The sequence below is a fragment of the Burkholderia sp. Ac-20392 genome, from assembly GCF_017104585.1.
Lineage (GTDB): Bacteria > Pseudomonadota > Gammaproteobacteria > Burkholderiales > Burkholderiaceae > Burkholderia > Burkholderia lata.
In genome coordinates, this window is record NZ_JAAGPB010000050.1 from 1 (window position 1) to 23,107 (window position 23,107).

The 23,107-nt window shown below is 64.5% G+C and carries 17 protein-coding genes; 16 read left to right on the forward strand and 1 reads right to left on the reverse strand.

The annotated features are described in order from the left end of the window. The 6 genes from G3N99_RS09655 to G3N99_RS09680 all read left to right on the forward strand — a co-directional run. Nucleotides 1–192, forward strand: a 192-nt coding sequence (locus tag G3N99_RS09655) for a PfkB family carbohydrate kinase (protein WP_241011558.1), incomplete at its 5' end; no start/stop codon positions are given. A gap of 278 nt (nucleotides 193–470) precedes the next feature. Further along, the gene (locus G3N99_RS09660; RefSeq protein WP_206122255.1) at nucleotides 471–2,237 is read left to right on the forward strand and encodes a methyl-accepting chemotaxis protein; all 1,767 of its coding nucleotides are present in this window, start codon (nucleotides 471–473) and stop codon (nucleotides 2,235–2,237) included. A 551-nt stretch (nucleotides 2,238–2,788) separates the two neighbouring features. Further along, entirely contained in the window at nucleotides 2,789–4,711 is a 1,923-nt protein-coding gene (locus tag G3N99_RS09665) for a PrkA family serine protein kinase (protein ID WP_011351905.1), read from the forward strand. A 125-nt stretch (nucleotides 4,712–4,836) separates the two neighbouring features. After that, on the forward strand, nucleotides 4,837–6,105 hold the full coding sequence (locus G3N99_RS09670) for a YeaH/YhbH family protein (protein WP_039358726.1): 1,269 nt from the start codon (nucleotides 4,837–4,839) through the stop codon (nucleotides 6,103–6,105). Further along, nucleotides 6,102–7,781, forward strand: a complete 1,680-nt coding sequence (locus tag G3N99_RS09675) for a SpoVR family protein (protein WP_174936887.1) — start codon at nucleotides 6,102–6,104, stop codon at nucleotides 7,779–7,781. The genes G3N99_RS09670 and G3N99_RS09675 overlap by 4 nt, the downstream gene beginning before the upstream one ends. 232 nt (nucleotides 7,782–8,013) lie before the next feature. Then, entirely contained in the window at nucleotides 8,014–9,318 is a 1,305-nt protein-coding gene (locus G3N99_RS09680) for an MFS family transporter (RefSeq protein ID WP_174934250.1), read from the forward strand. A gap of 75 nt (nucleotides 9,319–9,393) precedes the next feature. Here the strand turns inward: G3N99_RS09680 and G3N99_RS09685 are convergent, their stop codons facing one another. Then, nucleotides 9,394–10,323: a LysR family transcriptional regulator gene (locus G3N99_RS09685; protein WP_174936889.1), complete on the reverse strand. Its 930-nt coding sequence runs from the start codon at nucleotides 10,321–10,323 to the stop codon at nucleotides 9,394–9,396. A gap of 137 nt (nucleotides 10,324–10,460) precedes the next feature. Between G3N99_RS09685 and G3N99_RS09690 the strand changes: the two genes are divergently transcribed. From G3N99_RS09690 to G3N99_RS09735, 10 genes are all read left to right on the forward strand, one after another. Further along, nucleotides 10,461–11,462, forward strand: coding sequence for an agmatine deiminase family protein (locus G3N99_RS09690; RefSeq protein WP_277396348.1), 1,002 nt, complete (start codon nucleotides 10,461–10,463; stop codon nucleotides 11,460–11,462). Nucleotides 11,463–11,508: 46 nt separating this feature from the next. Then, on the forward strand, nucleotides 11,509–12,423 hold the full coding sequence (gene aguB / locus G3N99_RS09695) for an N-carbamoylputrescine amidase (protein WP_174934246.1): 915 nt from the start codon (nucleotides 11,509–11,511) through the stop codon (nucleotides 12,421–12,423). 10 nt (nucleotides 12,424–12,433) lie between these two features. Next, on the forward strand, nucleotides 12,434–13,546 hold the full coding sequence (locus G3N99_RS09700; protein WP_241011560.1) for a polyamine ABC transporter substrate-binding protein: 1,113 nt from the start codon (nucleotides 12,434–12,436) through the stop codon (nucleotides 13,544–13,546). 76 nt (nucleotides 13,547–13,622) lie between these two features. Beyond that, on the forward strand, nucleotides 13,623–14,735 hold the full coding sequence (locus G3N99_RS09705; RefSeq protein ID WP_174934245.1) for an agmatine deiminase family protein: 1,113 nt from the start codon (nucleotides 13,623–13,625) through the stop codon (nucleotides 14,733–14,735). Nucleotides 14,736–14,885: 150 nt separating this feature from the next. After that, a complete protein-coding gene (locus G3N99_RS09710; protein ID WP_206122256.1) occupies nucleotides 14,886–16,430 on the forward strand; it encodes an agmatine deiminase family protein in 1,545 nt (514 codons plus the stop codon). 274 nt (nucleotides 16,431–16,704) lie between these two features. Then, complete coding sequence (locus tag G3N99_RS09715; protein WP_174936893.1) at nucleotides 16,705–17,400, forward strand: alpha/beta hydrolase; 696 nt, start codon at nucleotides 16,705–16,707, stop codon at nucleotides 17,398–17,400. 715 nt (nucleotides 17,401–18,115) lie between these two features. Then, complete coding sequence (locus G3N99_RS09720) at nucleotides 18,116–18,694, forward strand: fimbrial protein (protein WP_174934239.1); 579 nt, start codon at nucleotides 18,116–18,118, stop codon at nucleotides 18,692–18,694. A 60-nt stretch (nucleotides 18,695–18,754) separates the two neighbouring features. Then, nucleotides 18,755–19,477, forward strand: coding sequence for a fimbria/pilus periplasmic chaperone (locus G3N99_RS09725; RefSeq protein ID WP_346778481.1), 723 nt, complete (start codon nucleotides 18,755–18,757; stop codon nucleotides 19,475–19,477). 168 nt (nucleotides 19,478–19,645) lie between these two features. Then, nucleotides 19,646–22,294 carry a fimbria/pilus outer membrane usher protein gene (locus G3N99_RS09730; RefSeq protein WP_206122257.1) on the forward strand — a complete coding sequence of 883 codons (2,649 nt, stop codon included), beginning with the start codon at nucleotides 19,646–19,648 and terminating at the stop codon, nucleotides 22,292–22,294. After that, complete coding sequence (locus G3N99_RS09735) at nucleotides 22,248–23,093, forward strand: fimbria/pilus periplasmic chaperone (protein WP_241011561.1); 846 nt, start codon at nucleotides 22,248–22,250, stop codon at nucleotides 23,091–23,093. Before G3N99_RS09730 ends, G3N99_RS09735 begins: the two co-directional genes overlap by 47 nt. The last annotated feature ends 14 nt before the right edge of the window (nucleotides 23,094–23,107 follow it).

The window sequence follows — 23,107 nt, forward strand, 5'->3', positions numbered from 1 at the left end:
CCGGCGCCGGCCGTGCAGGCCGTCGACACGACGGCAGCTGGCGATACCTTCATCGGCGGTTTTTCCGCACGGCTCGCGGCCGGCGCGGACGTCGACGCGGCCATCCGCTTCGCGCAACGCGCAGCGGCGCTGTCGGTCACGCGCGCGGGCGCGCAACCGTCGATTCCAACGCTTGCCGAACTGGCCGGATAGGGCCAGATCATGCATCGCGGCCGGCTCGTCGCCAACGACGGCCGGCCGCGTATCCGCGACGCTCGCCGGCAGCGGAGCGCCTCCCGTCACTTGGCTTCCAGTACACGCTGGAACGTGCATTATTCATTTAGCTATTTGTAATAAACAGACGAATAATTCGAAAAAATAGCGGAAACACCATCAAGTTGTGCGGTGCATGGTCGTAAATGCATCGGGAGAAGCAATGCTTCGAAGCGACGGGCCTGTCCCGTCCATCACGACGCAACACAGGAAGGATGATGGTGTTCAAAAACCTGACGATTCGTGCGCGCATCGGTTTCACGATGGCGTTTCTGGCGGTGCTCCTGGGTGTGATCGGCGGGCTCGGCGTGTACGGAATGACACGCGCGAACGATACGACGCGCGAAATTTTCACGAACCAGATGCCGAGCGCGGTCGACGTGTCGGTGGCCGATATCTACGCCGCGCGCGAACGCCTGGCGCTCGACCGTGCGGCGCTTCTGGCCGGTACGCCCGACGCGGCTGCCGCAGTCGAGCGAAGCCGCGCGATGCGCGCGCAGTCCGACGCGTGGTGGCAGAAATACCTCGCGTTGCCGCGCGGCCCGGAGGAAGACCGGCTTGCCCAGGACGTCGCCGCGAAGCGGCAAGCGTTGCAGCGCGAGTGCGACGCGTTCGCGAGCGTGGTCGGGGCGAATCAGGCCGACCGGATCGGCGACGGCGCGAAGCGGCTCCAGGCGAGCTTCAACGACCTCGCGACGGCGAGCGAGGCGCTGCGCAACTTCCAGTTCACCGATGCGCAAGCCGGCTTCGATCACGCGGAATCGGCGTACGACACGCTGCGCGTGCTGGCGATCGTCACGCTGTTGGCCGGCTTCGGCGCCGCGGTCGTGTCGTGGCTGACGCTGAACCGCGCGATCGGCCGCCCGATTGCCGACGCGCTCGCGCATTTCGACGCCATTGCCGCCGGCGACCTGCGCCGCCCGATCGTCGTGGACCGGCGTGACGAGATGGGCCAGCTTCTCGAGGGCCTCGGCAAGATGCAGCGCGGGCTCGTCGACACGGTACGCACCGTGCGCGGCGGCAGCGAGTCGATCGCGACCGCGGCGCGCCAGATTGCGGCCGGCAACATCGACCTGTCGTCGCGCACCGAGGAACAGGCCGCGGCGCTGCAGGAAACCGCGTCGAGCATGGAGCAGCTGACCGGCACCGTGAAACAGAACGCGGACAATGCACGCCAGGCGAGTTCGCTGGCCGCGAATGCGTCGGAGATTGCAAACAAGGGCAATACGGTGGTCGGCCAGGTGGTCGGCACGATGGGCGAGATCAACGACAGCTCGGCAAAGATCGCGGACATCATTGCGATCATCGAAGGAATCGCGTTCCAGACCAACATTCTTGCGCTGAATGCCGCAGTCGAAGCTGCGCGGGCAGGCGAGGAAGGCCGCGGTTTCGCGGTCGTCGCGGGCGAGGTGCGCAGCCTGGCGCAGCGTTCGTCGACCGCGGCCAAGGAGATCAAGGTGCTGATCGACGCGTCGGTGGAGCGCATCCGGTCGGGTTCCACGCTGGTCGACGAAGCAGGGCGCACGATGAGCGACGTGATCGGTGCGGTGCAGCGCGTGACCGACATCATGGGTGAGATCGCGGCGGCGTCCGAGGAGCAGAGCGGCGGGATCGACCAGGTGGCGCGCGCGGTCGCGCAGATGGACGAAGTCACGCAGCAGAATGCGGCGCTCGTCGAGGAAGCCGCGGCTGCCGCGCAATCGCTCGACGAACAGGCCGGGCGCCTGCGTGAAACGGCAGCGGTATTCCAGCTCAATGAAGACACGGCACGCCCGGGCGCCGTGGCGCCGGCTGCGGTGCGTCACGCGCCGCGTGCGCTCGCCGCAACGGTTGCCGCGCCCGTCCAGGCGGCTGCACGCGACGATCGCGATGCACCGCCGAAACGCGCAGCCGCAGCGGCGCCGGTGCGCAAGCCCGTCGCTGCTTCCGCTGCACCGGCGCAAACGGCCGCTACTGCTGACTCGGACGACTGGGAAACCTTCTGATTCGCGCGTGCCGCGCATCTATCCCCATTTGGTGACGAACGACGCCCGCGACATGCGGGCGTCGTCGTTTCCGCCTTGGAAAAATGTGACAGGCGACGTGCATGAATGACGATCGTGCATCGTCGCGTGCATCGCGTGACCTGCATCGACGCATGCGAACACAGGCGCATGTGAAGTTCCCGCATCCGTCGTACGGGTATCTCCGTAAGGGCACTGCGAAAAAAATTTGTAACGGCGCGCGCAACGTGTCGTCGAAAACGACCGCTCAAACGTATAGGGATGAAGGGGAGAAGTGACGACGTCGGATGTGTCCAACACACAAGACGTTCCGTCGTTCGACGAGACGCGCCGGATGCAGTTTCTGCGGCTCGGGAGATCGATTGTAAAACGACGAAATGTGTTGTCCAAGCGGTGTTGTCGAGAATGACGAACTTCATACGAAGAGTTCGTGAAAAAAAATAAGAAAGGGTTTAGGATGAATTCGAACGCGCTTGCTTCTGCGCAGTCGTACGAAGGCAGGCACGTCTTCAGACTCAGGCGAGGGAGGTAGCATGGATATTTACAGCAGCTTCGCGAACCGCTTCGAAAAAACGCGAGAGGAAGAGCTCTCGCTGGAGGAGTATCTCGCGCTCTGCAAGAACGATCCATCCGCGTACGCGACGGCTGGTGAACGCATGCTGGAAGCAATCGGGGAACCTGAACACATCGATACCCGCAACGACCCGCGTTTGTCGCGGATCTTTGCGAACAAGGTCATCAAGGTCTATCCCGCATTCCGTGAGTTCTACGGAATGGAGGAGGTGATCGAGCAGGTGGTCGCCTACTTCCGCCACGCTGCGCAAGGGCTCGAAGAGAAGAAGCAGATCCTCTATCTGCTTGGCCCGGTGGGCGGCGGCAAGTCGTCGATCGCCGAGCGTCTGAAGCAACTGATGGAACGCGTGCCGTTCTATTCGCTGAAGGGTTCGCCCGTCAACGAATCGCCGCTCGGGCTGTTCGACTACGACGAAGACGGCCCGATCCTTGAAGAACAGTACGGCATTCCGCGCCGCTACCTGAAGAACATCCTGAGTCCGTGGGCCGTCAAGCGGCTGCACGAATACAACGGCGATATCCGCCAGTTCCGCGTGGTGCGCCGCTATCCGTCGATCCTGCGGCAGGTCGGCATCGCGAAGACGGAGCCGGGTGACGAGAACAACCAGGACATCTCGTCGCTGGTCGGCAAGGTCGATATCCGCAAGCTCGAACAGTACGCGCAGGACGACGCCGACGCGTACAGCTACTCGGGCGGCCTGTGCCTGGCGAACCAGGGCCTGCTCGAGTTCGTCGAAATGTTCAAGGCGCCGATCAAGGTGCTGCACCCGCTGCTCACCGCCACGCAGGAAGGCAACTTCAAGGGCACCGAGGGCTTCGGCGCGATTCCGTTCGACGGGATCATCCTCGCGCACTCGAACGAGTCGGAGTGGAAGGCGTTCCGCAACAACCGCAACAACGAGGCACTGCTCGACCGGATCTTCGTCGTGAAGGTGCCGTACTGCCTGCGCGTTTCGGAAGAGACCAAGATCTACGAGAAGCTGATCCGCAACTCGTCGCTGGCCGAGGCCGTCTGCGCGCCGGGCACGCTGAAGATGATGTCGCAGTTCTCGGTGCTGTCGCGCCTGCACGAACCGGAGAATTCGAGCCTGTTCTCGAAGATGCAGGTGTATGACGGCGAAAACCTCAAGGACACCGATCCGAAGGCGAAGTCGTATCAGGAGTACCGCGATTACGCGGGCGTGGACGAAGGGATGACGGGCGTGTCGACACGCTTCGCGTTCAAGATCCTGTCGCGCGTGTTCAACTTCGATTCGAGCGAGGTCGCGGCCAACCCCGTGCACCTGATGTACGTGCTCGAACAGCAGATCGAACGCGAGCAGTTCCCGCCGGAAACCGAGCAGAAGTACCTGTCCTTCGTGAAGGACGTGCTCGCGTCGCGCTACGCGGAATTCATCGGCAAGGAGATCCAGACGGCCTACCTCGAGTCGTATTCGGAGTATGGCCAGAACATCTTCGACCGCTACGTCACGTATGCGGACTTCTGGATCCAGGATCAGGAATTCCGCGATCACGATACGGGCGAGAGCTTCGACCGCGCCGCGCTGAACGCGGAGCTGGAGAAGATCGAGAAGCCGGCTGGCATCAGTAATCCGAAGGATTACCGCAACGAGATCGTGAACTTCGTGTTGCGTGCACGGGCGGCGAATGCCGGCAAGAACCCCGTGTGGACGAGCTACGAGAAGTTGCGCGTCGTGATCGAGAAGAAGATGTTCTCGAACACCGAGGAACTGTTGCCGGTGATTTCGTTCAACGCCAAGGGTTCGGCGGAGGAGCAGCGCAAGCATGAGGACTTTGTGAACCGGATGGTCGCGAAGGGCTATACGCCGAAGCAGGTGAGGCTGCTTTGCGACTGGTACCTGCGCGTGCGCAAGTCGTCATGACGCGCGCGGTACCGCGCCCGTACGGTGTCGCCGTACGGGCGCTTTCAGAGACGCCGCCCGCATGACGGGAGACGGCATGTGCGGCGAGCGTCCCGGCATATCGACTTTCGAGCGGGAGACCGGGAGTGCTTCATCAAATCATCGACCGCAGGCTGGCCGGCAAGAACAAGAGTATCGCCAACCGCGAACGCTTTCTGCGTCGCGTCAAGAACTACATTCGTCGTGCCGTGTCCGATGCGGTGCGCGACCGTAGCATCAAGGATATCCAGAGCACGCAGAGCATCACGATCCCGCGCAAGGACATCGCGGAGCCGAATTTTCGGCACGCCCCTGGCGGACGTCGTGAATACGTGCACCCCGGCAACGAGGACTACGTGCGCGGCGACAAGATCCCGCGTCCGCAGGGTGGCTCGGGCGGCGGGGGCAGTCAGGCGAGCAACGAGGGCGAAGGGCAGGACGATTTCGTGTTCGAGTTGTCGCGTGACGAGTTCATGCAGTACTTCTTCGACGATCTCGAACTGCCGCGCCTCGTGAAGACGCACCTGCTGACGGTGCCGAGCTGGAAGAACGTGCGCGCGGGCTGGTCGGCGGAAGGCACGCCGAACAACATCGACGTCGTGCGTTCGCTGCGCAGCGCGCTCGGGCGTCGCATCGCGCTCGGCTCGCCGCTCGTCAACGAGCTGCGCGAACTCGAAGCGCAGCTCGAGGCGATGAAGAGCGATCCGGAAGACCGGCGCGCGGAGATCGCGGTGCTCGAGGCCGAGATCCATCACCTGAAGGGGCGCATCTGGCGGATTCCGTTCATCGATCCGTTCGACCTGCGCTACATCAACCGCGTGAAGCAGCCGCAACCGTCGAGCCAGGCCGTGATGTTCTGCCTGATGGACGTATCGGGCTCGATGGACGAGCAGCGCAAGGATCTGTCGAAGCGCTTCTTCATCCTGCTGTACCTGTTCCTCAAACGGAACTACGAGCGCATCGAGGTCGTGTTCATCCGTCACCACACGCGTGCCGAGGAAGTCGACGAAGACACCTTCTTCCATTCGACCGAGAGCGGCGGCACGGTGGTGTCGAGTGCGCTCGAGCTGATGCGCAAGGTGATGAACGAGCGCTACTCGCCGACCGAGTGGAACATCTACGGCGCGCAGGCATCCGACGGCGACAACTGGACCGACGATTCACCCAAGTGTCGCAAAATCCTGGAAGAGGATATCCTCACGAAGACGCGTTACTTCGCGTATATCCAGGTCGCGCCGGAAGAGCAGAACCTGTGGCTGGAATACGCGCAACTGGCCTTGTCGCAGCCGCATCTCGCGATGAAAAAAGTGGAATCGGCTGCCGACATCTACCCGGTGTTTCGCGAATTGTTCGAAAAGCAGGTGGAAATGTCATGACGACCCGCCATCTGCACAACGAGTCGCGCGGCTATGCGCCGCGCCCTTCCGGCGACGACACGGCCGGCCCTGCCGCATCGCAGCAACGCGGGCAGGCCGAACCGCCGCCGCCGGCCGCCGACTTGCCCGGCCCAGGGCAAAAGGAAGCGCGTATGAACGTTGCCGAACGCAAGCCGCTGCCGTGCCCGTCCGACTGGACGTTCGAACTGCTCGAGGAATACGACACGCACATCTCGCAGGTCGCCGAACAATACGAGCTCGACATCTACCCGATCCAGCTCGAACTGATCAGCGCCGAGCAGATGATGGACGCGTACGCGTCGGTCGGGATGCCCGTCAACTACCGTCACTGGTCGTTCGGCAAGCACTTCCTGTCGACCGAGAAGAGCTACCGTCGCGGCCAGATGGGGCTCGCGTACGAAATCGTCATCAACTCGAACCCGTGCATCGCGTACCTGATGGAAGAGAACACGATGACGATGCAGGCACTCGTCATCGCGCACGCGGCGTACGGGCACAACTCGTTCTTCAAGGGCAACTACCTGTTCCGGCTGTGGACCGACGCGCACGCGATCATCGACTATCTCGTGTACGCGAAGAACTACGTCGCGGAATGCGAGGAGCGCTACGGCCTCGATCGCGTCGAGGAACTGCTCGATTCGTGCCATGCGCTGATGAACTACGGCGTCGACCGCTACAAGCGGCCGCAGAAGCCTTCGCTGTCGAAGGAATCCGCGTTGCGGCGCGAGCGCGAGGCGTACCTGCAGTCGCAGGTAAATGAACTGTGGCGCACGCTGCCGGGCAAGAAGCCCGAGCTGATGGAGGAGCAGGAAGACCGCTATCCGCCCGAGCCGCAGGAGAACCTGCTGTATTTCGCCGAGAAGAATGCACCGCTGCTCGAACCGTGGGAGCGGGAAGTGATCCGCATCGTGCGCAAGATCGGCCAGTATTTCTACCCGCAGCGGCAGACGCAGGTGATGAACGAAGGCTGGGCGACGTTCTGGCACTACACGCTGCTGAACACGCTGTACAACCAGGGGAAGCTGGAAGACGGCTTCATGATGGAGTTCCTGCACTCGCACAGCAACGTGGTCTACCAGCCGCCCGTCACGAAACCGTACTACAGCGGGATCAACCCGTATGCGCTCGGCTTCTCGATGATGAGCGACATCCGGCGGATCTGCGAAGCGCCGACGGAAGAAGACTACAAGTGGTTTCCGGAGATCGCGGGCACCCCGTGGCTGCCGGCGATGCACTACGCGATGCGCAACTTCAAGGACGAGAGCTTCATTGCACAGTATCTGTCGCCGAGCCTGATTCGCGACATGCGGCTCTTCTCGGTGCTCGACGACGACATGCGCGATTCGCTGGAGGTGTCGGCGATCCACGACGATTCGGGCTATCAGTACGTGCGGCAGGCGCTGTCGCGGCAGTACGACATCCATCACCGCGAGCCGAACATCCAGGTGTGGGCAGTGAACACGCGCGGCGACCGCAGCCTCACGCTGCGCCACTTCATGACCGACAACCGCCACCTGTCGAACGACAGCGACGAGGTGCTCAAGCACATGGCGCGGCTCTGGCAATTCGACGTGTTCCTGGAAAGCGTCGATGAGGCCGGCACCGTGCGCAAGCGCTACGAGTGCCGCTACGTGCCGCCGGAGGTGCGGATCTGAACATCGCCCGCGGAAAGTTTGCATCGGACGCCAGCCTTGCGGCTGGCGTTTTCATATGACGAACGCATGGCAAGAGAAAAATTTTCTACATCCGGACGAACCCGGAGAGCCTGTTACTTTACATTTCGCTAAAATCCCGTAGCGCCGTGCGCCGGAACCGGTGCCACGTGTGATCGTACGCGGCGGCTCTCGCCGTCTCGCCCAGAAAGCACTAAAAGGAACTGACCAATCCATGGACGTCCAGACCGACCAAGCTGCGCTGTCCGCGCATGACACCCGGCGGCGCGTGTTCGCCATCGTCGGCGCCTCGTCGGGCAACCTCGTCGAGTGGTTCGACTTCTACATCTACTCGTTCTGCGCGCTGTACTTCGCGCCGGCATTCTTCCCGAGCGGCAACACCACGACGCAACTGCTGAACACGGCGGGTGTGTTCGCGGCCGGCTTCCTGATGCGTCCGATCGGCGGCTGGCTGTTCGGTCGCATCGCCGACCGCCACGGCCGCCGCAACGCGATGATGATCTCCGTGCTGATGATGTGCGGCGGCTCGCTCGTGATCGCGGTGCTGCCGACCTATGCGCAGATCGGCGCGCTCGCGCCGGCGCTGCTGCTGGTCGCGCGGCTGTTCCAGGGGCTGTCGGTGGGCGGCGAATACGGTACGAGCGCGACCTACATGAGCGAGGTGGCGCTGAAAGGCCGCCGCGGCTTCTTCGCGTCGTTCCAGTACGTGACGCTGATCGGCGGCCAGCTGTGCGCGCTGCTCGTGCTCGTGATCCTGCAGCAGACGCTGTCGGCCGATGAACTGAAGGCGTGGGGCTGGCGCGTTCCGTTCGTGGTCGGCGCGGCGGCCGCGCTGATCTCGCTGTACCTGCGCAAGTCGCTCGACGAAACGTCGACGACCGCATCGCGCGACAAGAAAGACGCGGGCACGATCCGCGGCGTGTGGCAGCACAAGGGCGCGTTCTTCACGGTGGTCGGCTTCACGGCCGGCGGCTCGCTGATCTTCTACACGTTCACGACGTACATGCAGAAGTACCTCGTGAACACGGCCGGCATGCATGCAAAGACGGCCAGCAACGTGATGACCGTCGCGCTGCTCGTCTACATGCTGATGCAGCCGGTGTTCGGCGCGCTGTCGGACAAGATCGGCCGCCGCACGTCGATGATCCTGTTCGGTTCGTTCGCGGTGATCGGCACGGTGCCGCTGATGCACGCGCTGAAGGACGTGACGAGCCCGGTCGCCGCATTCGTGCTGATCACCGTCGCGCTCGCGATCGTCAGCTTCTACACGTCGATCAGCGGCCTGATCAAGGCCGAGATGTTCCCGCCGGAAGTGCGCGCGATGGGCGTCGGCCTGTCGTATGCGGTTGCGAACGCAATCTTCGGCGGTTCGGCCGAGTACGTCGCGCTGTGGTTCAAGTCGATCGGCAGCGAGGAAACCTTCTACTGGTACGTGACCGTGCTGTGCGCGATCTCGCTGATCGTGTCGTGGCGGATGCGCGATCCGAGCAAGGAAGGGTATCTGCGTCACGAGCCGTGATCGGCTGCGCCGTGTGCATGTGAAGTTCGACGAACGTCCCGCCAGCCAGCGGGACGTTTTTTTTGCGGCTTGCGATTACGCGGGCGGAGGCGGCGCATGGTCGGGCGCCGGACCGGATGCGCTCGACAGGCTGCCTTGCTCGACCAGCCATTCGAACATCCGCTCGACGATCGGCGAACGCGACGGGCCTTCCATGCGCGACAGCCACCACGTGGTGCCGGGCAGGCGCGGGTAGCCGGCGAGCACGGTCAGGGTGCGCTGGTCGATGCCCGCCTGCGCGACGAGGCGCGGCAGGCAGGCGATGCCGCGGCCGCGCAGCACGGCGTCCAGCACGAGCCGCTGGTCGTCGTAGATCGCATGCATCCGGAATGCCGACAGTCGCTCGCGGAACACCGTCGCCAGGCGCTCGTCGGTCAGGCTGGCTTCGAGACAGATGACTCCCGCGTGCCGCGGGTGCTCGTCGCGCGGCACGCGTTCGAGTTGTTCCGCCAGCGGCGTCGCGCATACCGTCACCCATTCGTCGCGCATGAACGGGATATCCAGCAGGCCGGGCTGCAGCATCGGCCGCGTGCCGATCGTCATGTCGACGTCGATCTCGTCGACGTAGCGCGCGGTTTCGTCGGTCGACAGCAGCGGGCACAGGTCGGGCAGAACCTGCTGCAACTGCTCGAGGCGCGGCTGCAGCCAGCCGTGCAGCAACGGCGCGGGGCACACCAGCACGACCAGCCCCGGGTTCAGGTAGGTCGCGATGCGGTCGAGGCCGCCGCGCAGCGTGTCCATCGCGCGCTGCACGCTGCGCTGCAGGACCTCGCCGGCGATGGTCAGTTCGACGCCGCGACCGCGCCGGCGGAACAGCGGCTGCCCGAGCTGCGCTTCGAGCTGCTGGATCTGATGGCTGATCGCCGATTGCGACAGGTGGAGCTCGTCGGCCGCGCGCGAGAAATTACCCAGCCGGGCTGCGGCTTCGAAGCCGGTCAGCAGTTTCAGGGACGGAACGCGTTGCATCAAGGTATGAGGTAAATTGATTAATTTGGCCAAGAAATATCAATATTCATCAAGTTTAACCTGACGCACAATCGGCCATCAATCACAACGGAGACGGAATGATGGGTCGCTTTGATGCTCGCCAGCGCGGTTACCGGATGCCCGCGGAATGGGAATCCATGGATGCCACGTGGCTCGGATGGCCGGTTCTCCACGATCGCGAGGATCTGTGGGGGAGCCATTACGCGCAGGTGTGCCGCGAGTTCGCGCTGGTCGCGCGGACGATCGCCCGCTACCAGCGCTGCGTGGTGGCCGCACACCACAGCCAGGCCGATGCCGCGCGGGAAATGGTCGGTGCGAGCGTCGACGTGCTGCCGGTCGCGGCCGAGGACAACTGGCTGCGCGACTGCGGGCCGATCTTCCTCGTGAGCGAACAGCGCGGGCTGGGCGCGGCCGTGTTCCGCTTCAACTGCTGGGGCGAGAAGTACCAGCCGTACGACGGCTGCCAGCAGGCCGGGCAGGACATTGCCCGTGCGGCCGGCGCGGAGATCTTCAATTCGCACATGGTGCTGGAGGGCGGCTCGTTTTACGTCGACGGGCAGGGTACGCTGGTCACGACCGAGAGCTGCCTGCTGCATCCGAATCGCAATCCGCACCTGAGCCGTGCGGAGATCGAGGCGGAGCTGCGCCGCATGCTGGGCGTCGAGAAGATCATTTGGCTGCCGGGCAATCCCGACGAAGTGGAGACGAACGGGCACGTGGACGGCATCGCGTCGTTCATCGCACCCGGCCGGATGCTGTGCCAGACCGCGGTGCCGGAGCAGGGCGACTATTTTCACGTGATGCAGGAAAACCGTCGCGCGCTGGAGCTCGCGACCGATGCGGCGGGGCGCCGCTTCGAACTGCTCGACCTGCCGTCGCCGATCGTCACCGAACGCTTCGGCTCCGAGCGCTACTGCGATTGCTATGCGAACTACATTCTGGTGAACGGCGCGGTGATCGTGTCCGTGTTCGGCGTCGAGCAGGATCAGGCCGCGCGCGAGGCATTCAGTCGCGCGTTCCCGGGGCGTAACGTGGAGATGCTGCCGATTCCGACGCTGTCGATCGGCGGTGGCAGCATCCACTGTTCGACGCAGCAACAGCCGTCCGTCGCGAACTGAGCGACGTTTCGTCAGCGGTTTCCGGTCCTACCGAGGAGCAATCGCAATGCCGTCCAAACACATCACCGTCGCCGCCGTCCAGATGGCGTCGGGCAGCTGGAATCTCGAAGACAACATGGCCACCGCGGAGCGCCTGATCCGCGCGGCCGCCGCACAGGGCGCGAATCTCGTGCTGTGCCCGGAGCTGTTCGCGATGCCGTACTTCTGCCTCGATCAGAACGTGCGTCATCTCGAACACGCGCAGCCGTTCGAAGGCAACGCGCAGATCGCCCGTTTCGCGGCGCTGGCCGGCGAACTCGGCATCGTGCTGCCGATCGGCTTCTTCGAGCGCGCGGGCAATGCCGCGTACAACTCGATCGCCGTCGCGGACGCCGACGGGCGCGTGCTCGGCGTCTATCGCAAGACGCATATCCCGGACGGGCCGGGTTATACGGAAAAGTTCTATTTCACGCCGGGCGACACCGGTTTCAAGGTGTGGGATACGCGCTTCGGCCGGATCGGCATCGGCATCTGCTGGGACCAGTGGTATCCGGAGACGGCGCGCAGCCTCGCGCTGATGGGCGCCGAGATCCTGTGCTTTCCGACCATCATCGGCTCGGAGCCGTTCAGCAGTGCGTTCGATTCATCCGGCCACTGGCAGCGGACGATGCAGGGCCACGCGGCGGCCAACATGGTGCCGGTGGTGGCCGCGAACCGGATCGGCCGTGAAGTCGGCTTCGGCAACGGCAATCCGGAGCAGCAGGGGCTCACGGGTGTGTTCTACGGGTCGAGCTTCATCGCGGATCACACCGGCGAGAAGCGGGCCGAGGCGAACCGCACCGACGAAGCCGTGCTCGTGCACACGTTCGATCTCGACGCGATCCGCGCCGACCGGCAATCGTGGGGCTTTTTCCGCGATCGTCGCCCGGAGATGTATCGCACGTTGCTGACCAGCGACGGCGTATCGTCCTGTTATCGATGAGGGAGGCCCGATGAAACGGCAAGGATGGTTGCGCTTCGCGGTGCCGGGCCTCGCGCTGTGCGTGCTGGCCGGCACGGCCCGCGCCGATGAAGAGAAGGTGCTGAACCTGTACAACTGGAGCAATTATTTCGCGCCGGATACGCTGGCCGGCTTCGAGAAGGAAACCGGCATCAAGGTGCGCTACGACGCATACGACAGCGACGAGACGCTGCAGTCGAAGCTGCTGACCGGCAACAGCGGCTACGACCTCGTGTGGCCGACCAACGACTTCATGGCCAAGCAGATCCAGGCCGGCGTGTTTCGCAAGCTCGACAAGAACCGGCTGCCGAACCTGAAGTATCTCGATCCGTCGCTGCTGAAGCAGATGGCGCAATCCGATCCGGGCAACCAGTACGGCGTGCCGTACATGTGGGGCACCGTGGGCGTCGGCTACGACCGTGCCAAGGTGCGCGCGATCCTCGGCAAGGACATGCCGGCCGACAGCCTCGACCTGCTGTTCAAGCCGGAAATCGCGACGCGCGTCGCCGCGAAGTGCGGGCTGGGCCTGCAGGACTCCGCGAGCACCGTGCTGCCGCTGGCGTTGCGCTATATCGGCCGCGATCCGATGCATCCGTCCGCGCAGGACTATGCGGCCGCGCAGGCGATGCTGATGAAGATCCGGCCGTTCATCCGCGAGTTCGTCAATTCGTCCGATTCCAACGAGCTGATCGACGGCGAGCTGTGCGTGACGGTCGGCTTCTCCGGCGCGATCAACCTGGCCGCGCAGAAGGCGAAGGCGCGCGATCCGAAACGCGACGTCGTGTACGACATTCCGCGGATCGGCACCCTGATGTGGTTCGACGCGATGGTCATTCCGGCGTCCGCGAAGCATCCGGACAACGCGCATGCGTTCATCAACTACATCCTGCGTCCGGACGTGATCGCGAAGATCTCGAATTCGACGCGCTATGCGAACGCGAACCAGGGCGCGCTGAAGCTGATGGACCCGGCGCTGGTGCGCGATCCCGGCATCTATCCGGACGAGGCGACGCGGCGTACGCTGTTCACGCCGATCGCCGAATCGCCGGCCGCGATGCGTCTGGAAGGCCGGACCTGGCTCGGCTTCAAGACGGCGCGGCCGTGACCGCGCATCTCGAAGTCACCGAACGATTGAAACAACCGAAGCACACGAAGCAACCGGCAAGCGAAAGAGGAATGCCATGACAACGAGACGTCAACTGTTGAAACACGGCCTGTCCGTATCGGGGGCGGCGCTGGCCGCCAGCGCGCTGGGCGGGTTGCTCGGCCGCGCCGCGCACGCGCAGCAGGGCGCAACCTGGCACATGCCGGACGAGGGTGCGCCGCATACGGCGACGTGGATGGCGTTCGGCCCGAGCGAAGACATCTGGGGCGCGCGGCTGTTGCCCGTCGCGCGCGCGAACCTGGCCGCGATCGCGAAGGCGATCGCCGCGCACGAGCCGCTCAAGATGCTGGTGCGCGAGCAGGACTATGCGATCGCGTCGCGGCTGTGCGGTTCGTCGGTCGAGCTGGTCCAGCACCCGATCGACGATCTGTGGATGCGCGACACGGGGCCCGTGTTCGTGAAGAACGCGTCGGGCCAGCTCGGCGGCGTGAGCTTCAATTTCAACGGCTGGGGCAACAAGCAGGAGCACGACCAGGACGCGGAAGTCGCGCCGTTCGTGGCGGAGCGCGCCGGTGCGCGGCTGCTCGACACGCGGCTGGTGCTCGAAGGCGGCGGCATCGAGGTGGACGGCGAAGGCACGGCGATCATCACGCGCAGCTGCGTGCTCAATCCGAACCGCAATCCGGGCGTCAGCCAGGCACAGTGCGAGGCGGAGCTGAGCCGGCTGCTCGGGCTGAAGAAGATCATCTGGCTGCCCGGCATCGCGGGCAAGGACATCACCGACGGGCATACCGATTTCTATGCACGCTTCACGAGCCCGGGCGTCGTGGTGGCGGGGCTCGATACCGACCCGTCGTCGTACGATCACGCGGTGACGCGGCAGCATCTGGAGATCCTGCGGAAATCGACCGATGCGAAGGGCCGTCCGTTGAAAGTCGTCGTGCTGCCGGGCCCGAAGTCCGTCCGGCATCAATACGAGAACGACGAATTCGCGGCCGGCTACATCAACTTCTACGTGTGCAACCGCGCAGTGATCGCACCGCAATTCGGCGACAGCCGCGCCGACCGCAATACGCGCGACACGCTCGTCGACCTGTTCCCGGGGCGCGAGGTCATCCAGCTGAACATCGACGGCATCGCCGCGGGCGGCGGCGGCATCCACTGCACCACACAGCAGCAGCCGGCCTGAACGCGGCCGCGGGCCGGCATGCGTGACCGGCCCGCACGACCGTAGCAGGCAGCCGTTCATTCCGGACTACTGAAAACAATGCGGAATCCGTCTTGCGAGACGGAAGCCGGCGCGTACGCGTGCGCGCCGACCGCGCAATGGAGTTGAAACATGACGAAACGACGTACCCACGCGAGCGCAGGCAAGCGTACGCAGCACGCGCCGGATACCGGCCGGCGCGGCTTCATTCGATATTCGGCCGCCTTTCTCGGCTTGCCGCTGCTGGGCAGCCTGGCCGCTTGCGGTGGCGGTGGCGGCGGCGACGGTGCATCCGGCGCGGCTTCCACGTCGCCCGGCACGACACCCGGCACGACACCCGGCACGACGCCGTCGACGCGGCCGGTCACGTACCGGCTGCCGGCCGAAGATGCACCGCACGCGTCCACCTATATGGCCTTCGCGTCCGGCGCGGACGGCATCTGGTTGCCCGCCACGCCGCAAAGCACGGATGCCGGCATCGACCGCGTGCGGGCCGACCTGATGGATGTTGCGAAGGCAATCGGCGCAACCGAACCGGTCGACATGCTGGTGCTGCCGGCCGATCTCGACGCGGCCCGCGCGCTGCTCGCGACCGCGAGCGTCGCGAACCCCGACCTGCATGCGCGCTACGCGGCACGCGCCGCGGGCGCGGGCGGGATCAACCTCGTGTCGCTCGCCGACGGCTTCAACGATTTCTGGGTGCGCGACACCGGGTGCCTGTTCGTCAGGGATACGACGAACAACAATGCGCTGAATGCGGTCGGCTTCAATTTCAACGGCTGGGGCAACGCGAACACCGACGGCGCCGGCATGAGCCCCGGCGCGACGGTCCCGCCGGAAGTCGCGGCCGCGAGCAACCGGTCGAAGGCGGGCAAGTTCTTCCAGCCGTTCGGGCGCGACAACGCGGTGGCGGGCTGGATGGCGCAGCGGAAAGGCGCGAACCTGATCCGCAGCACGTTGACGCTCGAAGGCGGCGCGATCGAATTCGACGGCGACGCGACGGCGATCCTCACCGAATCGTCCGTGCTGCACGTGAACCGGAATCCGCAACTGTTCGACATCCCGAACGGCGTGATCGCGAATGCGACGCTGCTGCCGACGGCGAAAGACACGGTGCTCGCCGAACTGCAGCGCACGCTCGGCGTGCGGAAGATCATCTGGCTGCCGGGCACGGCGACCTATCCGCGCAGCAGCGGCGCGGGCGGTGCCGGCGGCGCGGCGACGCCGGCCGGCGAGACCGACATCACGAACGGGCACGTCGACTTCTACGCGCGCTTTCTCGCACCCGGCGTGGTCGCGTGCTGTTACGACGCGTCGAATTCGACCGGCGAGCGCGCGTTGACGGACGCCAACCGGCAACGGCTCGCGGGCCAGACCGATGCGAGCGGCCGGCCGCTGAAGCTCGTCGAGCTGGTGCCGCCGGTCAATTTCGGCACGTCGGCCGGCACGAGCCTGAACGACCGGCAGATGACGAATTTCGCGGCCGGCTACATCAATTTCTATACGTGCAACGGTGCGATCGTCATGCCGAAGTTCAACGACGCGGCGGCCGACGCGGCCGCGGTCGTCGCGATCCGGCCGTATGCGGGGAACCGGGCGATCGTGCAGGTCGACATCCTCGGCATCGCGTCGGGCGGCGGCGGCATCCACTGCTCGACCCGCGAAGTGCCGGCGTGAGCGTGTCCCGTCATATCGATATGGAAATCGATTCGTTGTCCATGACGGGCGAATTCCTTAATCTGGGCCTGTAGTTCGTGTGACACCTCCTTGACTGGGATTCGCGCCCGCTGCTTGCAGCGGGCGTCTTTTTTGGTGCGCTGCGTCGCACGCCGGCCCCGGCGGGGTTGGTCGCGCGCGGCGGCTCGCCTATGCTGGTTGCTGCATGTCCGCGCGACGGTCCGGATCGGCCGGGCCAGTGACGGTTCGATGACATGCCACGTCAAGGAGAGTCATGATGAGCAAACCCACGATCGTGCTCGTGCACGGCTTCTGGGGCGGCGCCGCGCACTGGGCAAAAGTGATCGTCGAACTCGCGCGCAGGGGCCATGCGTCGCTGCATGCGGTCGAATTGCCGCTGACTTCGCTTGCCGACGACGCCGAACGCACGCGCAGGATGGTCGCGCAGCAGGCGGGCCCCGTGCTGCTGGTCGGCCATTCGTACGGCGGTGCGGTGATCAGCGAGGCCGGCAACCTGCCGAACGTCGCGGGCCTCGTGTTCATTGCCGCGTTCGCGCCCGACGCCGGCGAAAGCCCCGGCGGGATCACGCAGGAACACCTGCCGGCGGCCGCACCGAATCTCGCCCCCGACAGCGACGGCTATCTGTGGATCAAGCCCGACAAATTCCACGAGAGCTTCTGCCAGGACCTTTCGTCAGATGAAGCGCTCGTGATGGCCGTCACGCAGAAGGCGCCGGTGGCGAGCACCTTCGCGGACACCATCCACGCGCCCGCATGGCGCGTGAAACCGTCGTGGTATCAGATCTCGAGCCAAGACCGGATGATCGCGCCGGAAAACCAGCAGCGAATGTCGGCGCGGATGGACGCGCGCAAGGTCATCACGCTCGATGCGAGCCATGCGTCGCTCGCGTCGAAACCGGTGGCGGTCGCGGAACTGATCGACGAGGCGGCGACCGCGCTCGCCGGGTGATGCAGGGGCAGAGCGCGGCGTATTGCCGCGTTCTGCGCCGGCGCGGCAACGCGCATCCATTTGCGAAGCGGCGAGCCGCGTCGCTTCCAGACGCACTTGTTCCTGCCGCTGGCAGCGCTGCATGCAGCCGGTTCACGTGCGGTCGGCCTGCACGCGCCTTCAGTGAAATGCGACGTCGCACCGAGAAGTGAATGTTGAATATTTTGACGGCATGCCGATTTGCGCACTTGCGCCGCTAAGTCGGCGTGAAAGTCGTGAATGCAGTGTTGATTTGACTTGTCCTATGCGAGTAGTTATTTGGTTCGTAAAATTCCTAATTTTTTGATGCCGACATGTCTTTTAATGGATTTTTGAATATATTTAGTTGATTGTTTATCGAGTTTTAATCAAATTGATGGGAATCGTCGAGCGGCCATGCTGTTCGGGATCGGCTTGCTGTACGGAGTGGGGTGTTGTGTTTTGCGGGCTAGCACAGTTGCTGCTGCAAGCCAATATAACGAATGGATAAATGATATCCACATTTCTTACTCGTACTATTTGATAAGGCGGAGACGAAAAATAGAATGGCGATGTCGTCGTTTTCTTGAATGCATATTTCATGTATTCGAGATGGCGCGATGCGATCTGCGCTTCGAGAAACCAAGCCCCTCCGGAAGTTTCCGAGCCGATCGGGCTGTTCCGGGAACGAACATCCATTTAGATAGGAATTTGAAACATGAAAATGAACTTGCTTCGAGGCTGCGTCGTGGCCGGCCTGGCGAGCGTGGCGACGGTGCCGTCGATTGCCAATGCATTTGACGGTGAGCTGGCCTTCTACGGCAGCATCTCCGACGTCACCTGCAACGTCAACGGCCAGGCGCCTGGCTCCAGCAACCGGCAAGAGGTGCAACTTGGCGACCGCGTTGACCCGGCCATGTTCGATGCGATCGGCAAGACGTCGAATGAAGTCCAGTTCAGTGTAAAGATTGGCGGCAATACGGGCTGTGCCAACGGCACGAAGGTCGTGATGGAGTTCGATCCGGTGTCGGTCAACATCAACCCGTCGACCGGCAACCTGAAGCTCATCGGCACCAAGCCGGCGGAGGGCATCGAAATCCAGATCAAGGACGCGGGTAACACCAAGAACGGCAAGATCATGCTCGGCACGCCGCAGACCGACCCGCAGATTGCGACCGTCGAGAACAACACCGCGACCCTGACCTACAAGGCTGCATACGTATCGACGGCCTTGCCGGCTGGCATCAAGGCCGGTTCCGGTAACTCGTTCATCCGGTACGTGCTCGCTTACCACTGATCAGTCCCATTCGCGTTACACGTCATGACATTGTCAATTCGGATTCCTTATCCAGGCGTCGTGGCCGGTGTCGTGGCATGGGCTGCCTGCGCCACGCTGGCGCAGGCAGCCCTGCTGTTGAACGGTACCCGGGTGATCTTTCCCGAGCGTGCTCGCGACGTGACGGTCCGAATGGAAAATTCCGGCACGCAACCGGTCCTCGCGCAGAGCTGGATCGACGACGGTCGCGCCGACGTTCCGCCCGAGCAGATGCGCACGCCGTTTGTCGTTGCACCGACCCTGGTGCGTGTCGAAGCGGGGCGGGGCGCGGTGTTGCGCATCACGAACATGCAGGCGTCGCTCCCGTCCGACCGAGAATCGGTGTTCTGGCTGAATGTGCTCGAGGTGCCGACGGTGCAGCAAGACGCGGACAACCAGTTGCGCTTCGCGTTCAGAACCCGCATCAAATTGTTCTACCGGCCCTCGGCGCTCGAGAACGACGTCGATACGGCGCAGGACGCGCTGGTCTGGAGAGCGTCTGCCGATGCGCAGCGCGCGGGCGGACGACGGATCACGCTCGAGGTGTCGAACCCGACGCCGTACTACGTGTCGTTCGGGATGGTCGAGGCCGAGGTCGGCGGCACCTTCGTGGAGGCGGGTGGCGGGATGGTCGCGCCGTTCGGTACCCAACGCTTTCCGCTGCCGGGTGTCTTCACGCAGTCGCATCGCACGAGGACCGTGCGCTATATGACCATCGACGATTACGGCGGACGCAGCACGATAACCAAAAAACTGACCGACTGAGCAGTTTTTCCACGCAACACATCCATCCAGAAGGCATCACCCAGCATGCCGATCCCGATGCATTGGATCGGTATGCGAAATAACTGTATCCACATGCGCAGTTCAGCAGGTTTCCATTCTTCATGCGTATCGGAGTTCCCCCTGCGACTACCGCAGCGGCCTTGTCTGATGGCAGTCGCATCGGTATTTGCGTCGATCGCGATGACGTCGGGTGAAAACGCCGTCGCGGATACGGCCGTCGCGGTGGTGCGGGACGACAAGCGCAGCGAGAACGCGGACGGTTCGCCGGCGGCCGGCAAGACACATTTCGATGACTCGATGCTGATGCATGGCCCTCGCAGCGAGCCGATCGACACGACGCCGTTCGAGCGTCCGAACGCCGTCGAGCCGGGGCTGCATCGCGTGGAGCTGATCGTCAACGGGCAGTGGCGCGGCATGGAGGACATCACATTCCATCGCGACGCGCGTGATGACGTGCTGCCTTGCTACGACCGGTTACTGCTGCAGCGGGCGGGTGTCGATCTTGACCGGAGCGCGCGGGGGCAGGACGGTAGCCAGCCTCCGAATCCGGTGCCTGAAGGGTTGATCTGCGAGGCGGTTTCACGGTATGTACCCGGCGCCGCACTGTCGTTCGATGCAGCCGAGCAGAAACTGTATCTGACGGTTCCCCGGTTCTACATGCGTTACGCCGGTCAGAGTACCTACGTCGATCCGGCCAACTGGACGAACGGTGTACCAGCCGCGTGGTTGAACTACAACGCCAGCGTGTTCACGACGCGTTCGGGCGGCTACGAATCCTCGCAGCTCTACACGGGCCTCTCGATGGCGGCCAGCGCCGGGCGATTCCGGATTCGCCACAACGGCAACCTTACCTGGACGCAACGCGGCGGCACCCGTTATCAGCGCGGCTACGTCTATGCGCAAACCGATCTGCCCGGCTGGCACGCGCAGTTGCTGGCCGGCGAGAGCTCGACGAGCGGGATGCTGTTCGACGCCGTGTCGTTCCGCGGCGTGCAGATCGCCAGCGACGACCGGATGCTGCCCGATGAACAGCGCTACTACGCGCCGGTCGTACGTGGCGTCGCACAGTCGAATGCCAGAGTGGCGATCTACCAGCGCGGCTATCTCGTTCACGAGACGACCGTCGCGCCGGGGCCGTTCGCGATCGACAACCTGCAGGCGATGAGCTACGGCGGCGACCTGAACGTGACGGTGACTGAAGCCAACGGCGAAACACGCAGCTTCGTGGTGCCGTTCGCGACTGCGGTCCAATTACTGCGTCCCGGCAGCACGCGGTTCAGCGCGATGGCGGGACGGGCGATCGACGTCGGTGGCGGCATCGGCACGCAGTACGTCGGCCAGTTCACGGTGCAGCGCGGCGTCAGCAATGCGCTGACGGCATACGGCGGCGCCGCGTTTGCGAACCGTTACCAGTCGGTACTGATGGGAGTGGGGCTCAATACGTCGATCGGCGGCTTTGCGGCCGACGTCACGATCGCACGGACCCAGCCGCCGGGCAGTGAGCGCTTGACCGGCTCGAGCATTCGTGTGTCGTACAGCAAGAACCTGCCGAACAGCGGCACGAATTTTTCGCTGCTCGCGTATCGCTACTCGACGAAAGGCTATCTCGGCCTGCGCGACGCGTTGCTGTTGAACGGCCGGGACGACCAAGGCGCGGCAACCGCTTCGTTTGCGCGGCTGCGCAATCGGGTCGATCTCAACGTGAGTCAGCAGATCGGGAGGTCGGGGAGCGTCTATGCGAACGGATCGGCGCTCAGCTATTGGGCGGGAGGCGGGCAGTCGCTCAGCTTCACGCTCGGCTACAGCACGCAATGGCGCGATGCGACGCTGACCGCGTCGGTGCAGCGCGTGCGCAACCTGTCTGCTCGGCAACCGTCGTTCGGCGGCGGGGCGGGCAGCACGCTCGTGAGCCTGAACGTTTCGATTCCGTTGGGACGCAACGCGCGGCGCGCGCCGATCTTCAGCACGCTCATGACGCATGACACCCGTGCCGGTACCAGTGCCACCGCGAGCCTGGCCGGCCGCTTCGGCGAGCAAAGCGCAGGATCGTACTCGTTGTCGTCGAGTTACGACGGCAACAACCGGGCGCCGTCAGGCAGTTTCGGCGTCGGCTATCAATTGCCGGCCGTGTCGCTGTCGGCGAACGTCGGCCTGGGAAGCGACTACCAGCAGGCGTCCGCGAACGCGACGGGCGGCCTGGTGCTGCACCCGGGCGGCCTGACGCCGGCGCCCACCTTGAGCGAGACGATCGGCGTCGTGCGCGCGCCGCACGCGCGCGGTGCCCTGGTGGGTAACTCGAACGCGCGCGTCGACCGGTTCGGCTACGCGATCGTACCGAGCCTCACGCCGTATCAGCTCAACAAGATCGACATCGATCCGAAGGATATCCCCGACGATGTCGAACTCAAGACGGTATCGCGTAGCGTCGCGCCCCGCTCGGGCTCGGTCGTCCTGCTGTCGTACGACACGCAGAGGGCGCGGGCGCTGCTGATTGACGCGCAGACCGACGACGGCCGGCCACTGCCGTTCGCGGCGCGTGCGCTCGACGCACGCACCGGCACCATGCTGGGCGCGGTCGGGCAGGGTAGCCGCCTGCTGGTGCGCAGTGCCGACGACGACGGGCAGATCCGTGTCGAATGGGGCACGCGTGCCGATCAGCGGTGCGTAATCGACTATGCGGTGCCGGCGCAGGAACGTACCGCCCGCGGCTACGTGACGCTAACACGTGTGTGCCGCGCACTTCCTACGATTGCGCCTGTCGCGGCGACGGCGCGCGGCCAGCGCGTGGAGCGATAGTTCCATGCGCGTTCTCGATGTCCGTTCCGCACTTGCGGCGTCCCTGCCGCCGCGCCGTACAGGTCGCGGGGCCGATTTTGTCCGCATCGTGCGTGCGGCGGTGGTGGCTTGCGCGGTGAGCGTCGGCGCAGTCAACGGGCACGCGGCGCTGTCCGTGGTCGGAACCCGCTTCGTCTATCCCGGCGATGCCCGTGCGCTGACGATCGTCGCGCGCAACGGTGGCGCCGCGCCGATCCTGGTTCAGGCATGGCTCGACGTGGGCGACGCGAATGCCGATCCCGATCGAATGCGCGTGCCGTTCGTCGTTTCGCCGCCGCTCGCGCGACTCGATCCGGCGCAGTCGCTGGCGATCCGCGTGCAGTCCATCGGAGCCGACTTGCCGGTGGATCGGGAATCCTGCTTCTGGATCAACCTGCTCGAAGTGCCACCGGCCGCACCGGCAAGCGACAACACGCTGCGCATCGCGTACCGGTTGCGCATGAAGATTCTGTATCGGCCGACCGCCCTGGCCGGCGATCCGGATCAGGCGCCGAACGCGCTGACCTGGGCGCGCATGGACCGGCAGGACTCCCCATCGATCGTCGCCACGAATCCCACCCCGTACTACGTGACGCTGACGCGCGTGCTGCTGCACGGCGAGCCGGTCGCGCTGGCCAGCGGGGCGGCGGAGATCGCGCCGTTCAGCCAGGTTCGCGTCCCGATCGATATGCCGATCGGCGTGCGATCGGGCGAGATCGTGTTCGACGCGGTCGACGACAGCGGGGCATCTCAGGAATACCGGGCGCAGCTGGGGCCGTAGCGGCGCGGCCGCAC

Bases quoted from the DNA above. Each gene is read 5' to 3' on its own strand.
- G3N99_RS09710 (WP_206122256.1), top strand. From the start codon at position 14,886: ATGACGAAACGACGTACCCACGCGAGCGCAGGCAAGCGTACGCAGCAC.
- G3N99_RS09690 (WP_277396348.1), top strand. From the start codon at position 10,461: ATGCCCGCGGAATGGGAATCCATGGATGCCACGTGGCTCGGATGGCCG.
- G3N99_RS09680 (WP_174934250.1), top strand. From the start codon at position 8,014: ATGGACGTCCAGACCGACCAAGCTGCGCTGTCCGCGCATGACACCCGG.
- aguB (WP_174934246.1), top strand. From the start codon at position 11,509: ATGCCGTCCAAACACATCACCGTCGCCGCCGTCCAGATGGCGTCGGGC.
- G3N99_RS09705 (WP_174934245.1), top strand. From the start codon at position 13,623: ATGACAACGAGACGTCAACTGTTGAAACACGGCCTGTCCGTATCGGGG.
- G3N99_RS09700 (WP_241011560.1), top strand. From the start codon at position 12,434: ATGAAACGGCAAGGATGGTTGCGCTTCGCGGTGCCGGGCCTCGCGCTG.
- G3N99_RS09715 (WP_174936893.1), top strand. From the start codon at position 16,705: ATGATGAGCAAACCCACGATCGTGCTCGTGCACGGCTTCTGGGGCGGC.
- G3N99_RS09675 (WP_174936887.1), top strand. From the start codon at position 6,102: ATGACGACCCGCCATCTGCACAACGAGTCGCGCGGCTATGCGCCGCGC.
- G3N99_RS09720 (WP_174934239.1), top strand. From the start codon at position 18,116: ATGAAAATGAACTTGCTTCGAGGCTGCGTCGTGGCCGGCCTGGCGAGC.
- G3N99_RS09660 (WP_206122255.1), top strand. From the start codon at position 471: ATGGTGTTCAAAAACCTGACGATTCGTGCGCGCATCGGTTTCACGATG.
- G3N99_RS09730 (WP_206122257.1), top strand. From the start codon at position 19,646: ATGGCAGTCGCATCGGTATTTGCGTCGATCGCGATGACGTCGGGTGAA.
- G3N99_RS09685 (WP_174936889.1), bottom strand. From the start codon at position 10,323: ATGCAACGCGTTCCGTCCCTGAAACTGCTGACCGGCTTCGAAGCCGCA.
- G3N99_RS09665 (WP_011351905.1), top strand. From the start codon at position 2,789: ATGGATATTTACAGCAGCTTCGCGAACCGCTTCGAAAAAACGCGAGAG.